The sequence below is a fragment of the Fibrobacter sp. genome, assembly GCA_024399065.1.
Lineage (GTDB): Bacteria > Fibrobacterota > Fibrobacteria > Fibrobacterales > Fibrobacteraceae > Fibrobacter.
The window spans coordinates 1-1498 of sequence record JAKSIB010000095.1; the positions used below are offsets into that span (position 1 = coordinate 1).

1 protein-coding gene is annotated in these 1498 nt (G+C 53.1%); it reads left to right on the plus strand.

Going from position 1 to position 1498, the window contains the following annotated elements:
- Positions 1–1045, plus strand: a 1045-nt coding sequence (locus MJZ25_16605) for a nucleotidyltransferase family protein (GenBank protein ID MCQ2125788.1), incomplete at its 5' end; no start/stop codon positions are given.
- Positions 1046–1498 lie beyond the last annotated feature (453 nt).

A 1498-nucleotide genomic window follows, 5' to 3' on the forward strand; every position in this document is an offset into this window, starting at 1 on the left:
GCTGTCTGCGGAAGAGTGGGAACGCATTTACAACGAGGCGGACCGGCAGACTCTTCTGGGGCTTGCGTTTGACGGGGTGATGAAGTTGCCTCAGGAGCTGCGCCCTCCCATGGAACTGATGTTCCAGTGGGCCAGCGAAGCGGAATCCTTTAGTGGCCTGAACAAGATTTTGAATGAGGAAGCCGCAAAGCTTACTGAATTTTTCAGAGGGTATGGCAGAAGTTGTGCCGTTTTGAAGGGTCAGGCCAATGCCCGACTTTACCCGAATCCGCTTTGTCGGCAGCCGGGAGACATCGACATCTGGGTTTCCGGCGGGAAAAAGAGCGTCGTGGGTTTGCTGCGGGAAACTGAAATGCAGGAATCGCTGAAGGATTCGCGGAAGGAATCGCCGCACCACACCCACATGAAAAATGATCGTGGAATTGATGTGGAAGTACATTTCCGCACGTCTTCGGGTAATTACAATCCGTTTGCGACAAGACGGCTGCTGAAATATCTGGACAGGGAAGTCTTGAATTCGGTGGAGGTTCCCGAAGGTTTCTGCGCTCATTCCATGAAGTTTGCGCTGGCCATGCAGCTGTCGCATATCTACCATCATTTTTTTACTAGTGGAGTTGGGCTTCGGCAGGTTGTAGATTATTACGTGCTGCTTAAGCATTCCAGCGAAAGCGATCGCAGCGAACTGGTGGCATGCTTGAACCGCTTTGGATTGCGGAAAATTGCGGGGGCCCTCATGTGGCTACTTCGTGAATCGTTAGGTCTTGACGAAAGTCTGATGCTCTGCAAGCCCGATGAATTCCGCGGGCGGTGGCTTTTGCGGGAAATCCTGAAGGGCGGCAACTTTGGTCGCCATGTAGATGTAGGTGGCGATCGCCTCAAGTGGCTCTATTGGTGGTTTGGCAGGCGCAAGAAATCCTTAAGTTACTGGCGTTTTGATTTGGCGGAAACCTTCTGGGCAGAAGTCAATTACTTGGAAAAAGTCGTGAAAAGAACTTCGGTTCGAATTCGTTTGCGCAAGCTTTCCCTTAGGGATGTGAAGTTCTGATAATGCTTTCGCGTTAGGGCTGCAACCACTTAGAGCATTGCTCTTAGTGGGCCATGGTCCCCTTTAGGGGACCCCGCAGCCCGTATGGGGGAGGACTCGCGCGGCGCTTGCCTCGTACAGTTTCAAGGAGCGCGAGGCTGAACGACAAAAAGACCGAACTGGATTTTTCCAGTTCGGTCTTTTTATAGCGCAAGGGCGGACAGCACTTGGCAACTTGTTGCCTTAGTGCGCATGGTCCCCGAATGGGGAGGCCGGCCCGTAAGGGCAACGCCCTGGATCCTTCGCTTCGCTCAGGATGACACTTTAGTGAAAGGAGATCCCGGAACAAGTCCGGGATGACATCCTCTTACTTCACGATGTGTCTATGATACTCCTGCAGGCTGCAGACTTCGAATCTGCCGTAGTCGTGCTTGTCCATGAGGCCTTCGACGGTGGAGGTGAGGGCGGCGATGG